Annotated in this window: 3 protein-coding genes; 2 read left to right on the forward strand and 1 reads right to left on the reverse strand. The window is 49.3% G+C overall.

All coding sequences use genetic code 11. The annotated features are described in order from the left end of the window. The first annotated feature begins 352 nt into the window (after positions 1-352). Together Q0294_RS04860 and Q0294_RS04865 are read left to right on the forward strand one after the other, a co-directional pair. The gene (locus Q0294_RS04860) at positions 353-691 is read left to right on the forward strand and encodes a hypothetical protein (protein ID WP_299461496.1); all 339 of its coding nucleotides are present in this window, start codon (positions 353-355) and stop codon (positions 689-691) included. Continuing rightward, on the forward strand, positions 691-1002 hold the full coding sequence (locus Q0294_RS04865) for a type II toxin-antitoxin system RelE/ParE family toxin (RefSeq protein ID WP_299461498.1): 312 nt from the start codon (positions 691-693) through the stop codon (positions 1000-1002). Before Q0294_RS04860 ends, Q0294_RS04865 begins: the two co-directional genes overlap by 1 nt. Positions 1003-1052: 50 nt before the next feature. On the opposite strand, the gene Q0294_RS04870 is transcribed toward Q0294_RS04865, so the two are convergent. Continuing rightward, the gene (locus tag Q0294_RS04870; RefSeq protein WP_299461500.1) at positions 1053-2588 is read right to left on the reverse strand and encodes a sulfatase; all 1536 of its coding nucleotides are present in this window, start codon (positions 2586-2588) and stop codon (positions 1053-1055) included. Positions 2589-2867: the final 279 nt, after the last annotated feature.

Below are 2867 nucleotides of genomic sequence, written 5' to 3' on the forward strand. Positions count from 1 at the left end.
AATTGTTATTGTTAACTATTCTGATAATCCTGGCATTGCACCTTCACTTTCAGTGAACCAGCAATCTGAAGAAAGAGACAGAGAACTTGTCAATAGTTGGTTGAGACATGCACAAAAATATTTGAATTCTAATTGATTTTCCACAAAATTCGACCAAGAACAAGTTTGCTCATTAGAGCGTGAACTAGTACTAAATAGGCTACCATGAAAAACACGAAAACGATCAGAGAACAGGAATCAATCGGAGGACGAGCGCGAATTCCTTTCCAGTCTCACTCCTGAAGCCAGGAACTGGATTCAATTTTTGTGTGAAAGAAGATCGTTGTAGCCTGAGGCAAATGCTGATGTTATAATGGTTGTGAACGGGGCTGTTGTTTGCTGCTTTGTTCATTGTCTTATTGTTTCAGGATTCTTTTTGGTAAAAGATCAGCGTATGGCTCCTAAAATCACTGAAGAAATGCGACAGGCGTTACAGCAGCAGCCCGATCGTCCTCTCAAAATTGAAGATGATCAGACGCAGAAAACCTATGTTTTATTGTCTCAGGAAAACTTTCGTCATTGGGTAGATGCTGAATTGCGTCGCGAATTACAAGTTGGCTTTGATCAAGCTGACGCGGGTGATGTTGCAGAATGGGATGTCGAACAGATTCTCAAAGAAGCCCACGCCCGACACGCAGCAAAGACTGAGTAATGCCACGCATCTTACGCACTCGGCAGGCAAACGAAGATGTCTTGAATATCTGGTCTTATATTGCCGAGCCTGATACGACCGCCGCCGATCAGCTGATACGACGAATTAACGACTTGCTACAGCAATTGGCCGCCCACCCCGGACTGGGGGCAAAGCAGGAGCAGCTTCGCAAAGGCCTTCGTTGTTTTCCGGTCGGGAACTATCTCATTTTCTATGAACCAATCGAAAATGGAATTCAGGTACTTCGCATTCTGCACGGTGCAAGACTTCGCATTCTGCACGGTGTAAGGCAGTGGGAAGATTTACTGTAATCGAGCAGAGGAATCGATCTCTGAGAAATGGGCTGCGAATGGTGTGAATACTACTCTGTTTTGTTCTTCTCGATCTTATACGGTCCCAGTGCAGGATCGGTCAGGTACCAGTCTTTCGGGCGTTCCTGCAGACGTTTTTCATACACGCGAATCGCGCGTTCGTCCCAGAACTTTGGAATCGAGGGGTCTTCGGGAATGCGGCCTTTGTCGTCGATTTCTACCATCCAGGCATCCAATGCCGTTGCGAGTCTTTGCTTCACCTCTTGATATTGTGGTGATTCCGCCAGGTTGTTGATTTCCCAGGGATCATTCTGCAGGTCATACAGTTCTTCTGTCGGGCGGCGCTCGGCCATCAGCGCCAAAGGGGGGCCGGTCAGTTTTCCTTCTGCGTGCAGATGACGCAACAGGCCGATAATCGGATACGACGTTTCCTTATATCGGTTGATCTGCAGGAAAGGGTGCTCGGGATATTTGTTGCGCAGATAACGGTAACGCTGGTCGCGTACCGTGCGGATGTGGAAGACGGTTTCGTCTCCCCGGTCGCGGCCGCCAAACAGATAGGTGCGCGGCGGTTCCGATTGTGGTCCCAGAAAAACCTGCCCCTGCATTTTTTCCGGTTTGGTGACACCTGCTAAGGCGAGTGTCGTGGCGCTCAAGTCGATCGAGGCAATTAACTGCTCGCTCTGTTCGCCTCGTGTAAAGTGGGCTGGAGCCGGCAGCGAACCATTTCCCTCCGGCCAGTAAATGATGAGGGGAATATGCAGGCCGCTGTCGTACGGCCATTGTTTGCCGCGGGGCATCGCGCGGCCGTGATCGCCGAGGAAAATCACAATCGTATTCTTATCGAGCTGGTCCCGTTTCAACAGGTCCAGAATGAAGGCGACTTTTTTATCGACGGCCATCACCGCATTCAAATATTGTGCCCAGACCCCCCGCGTGACGGCATGATCGGGATAATAAGGGGGAATCTGCACCTTGGCAGGGTCAGCCTGAGAGCCGAGATGTTCGTGCGAGGTATTCCAGGCACCGCCACGATGCGTTTCCGAAAAATTGATCTGGGCATAGAAAGGCTGGTGCGTTTTCAGTTCGTCCCAGTCTTTGACATCGAACGGCTGTTTGCCTTTGGGGTAGGTGAAATTCCAGTCGGTCTTGCCGGTCCCTTTATAGAACTTGGATAGTTTGCGATCATCGGTCAGTTTTTGAATGTTGGCCGTCGTGTAACCTGCGGGGCGCAGCCAGTCGGTGATGACGCGCACGCCGTCCGGCAGCGGATTGGTTCCCTCGCGATGCGAACGATGATTGTGCGCGTCGATCGACATCGCATACATGCCCGTCATGAAGGATGAGCGACTGGTGGAACAGACGGGTGTCACCGTAAAAGCGTTTTTGAATAACATCCCGTTCGCTGCCAGACGATCTAGCGTCGGTGTTTTGACTTCGGGAGTGCCATAACAGCCCAGTTCCGGCCCCATGTCTTCCGCAATGATCCACAGAATGTTCGGTTGCTGTTCTGCTGCTTCCATAACCATAGCGTGGTTGAACAGCATCAAGACGAGAAGTGAGAACGCAATGAGAATTCGATTCATAGTGCAGACTCTTCACCAAAAGAAGTCAGTAGAACTAGAGAATGACAGACGTTTGAACTATTTATCATCAACGATGAATTCGGCGTTGTCAATCAAGGGTAGCAGATTGACGTCGCATTTGTTTCGAACCCCTTCAGCTCTGCTGTATTCCGAGCTCTTATCAGAAGGGAACCGCCATCTGATTCAAGATCGTTGAATTCAGATTCCACGCACAGAAATCGATTTTTATAGAAATATGCATTGAAGAGTTGAAAATAACAGTTAGGTTAAAAGATTAAT

Source organism: uncultured Gimesia sp., from assembly GCF_937919775.1.
Taxonomy (GTDB): Bacteria; Planctomycetota; Planctomycetia; order Planctomycetales; family Planctomycetaceae; genus Gimesia.

Coding starts and splice junctions, on each gene's coding strand:
- Q0294_RS04865 (WP_299461498.1), top strand. CDS start 691: ATGCCACGCATCTTACGCACTCGGCAGGCAAACGAAGATGTCTTGAAT.
- Q0294_RS04870 (WP_299461500.1), bottom strand. CDS start 2,588: ATGAATCGAATTCTCATTGCGTTCTCACTTCTCGTCTTGATGCTGTTC.
- Q0294_RS04860 (WP_299461496.1), top strand. CDS start 353: ATGGTTGTGAACGGGGCTGTTGTTTGCTGCTTTGTTCATTGTCTTATT.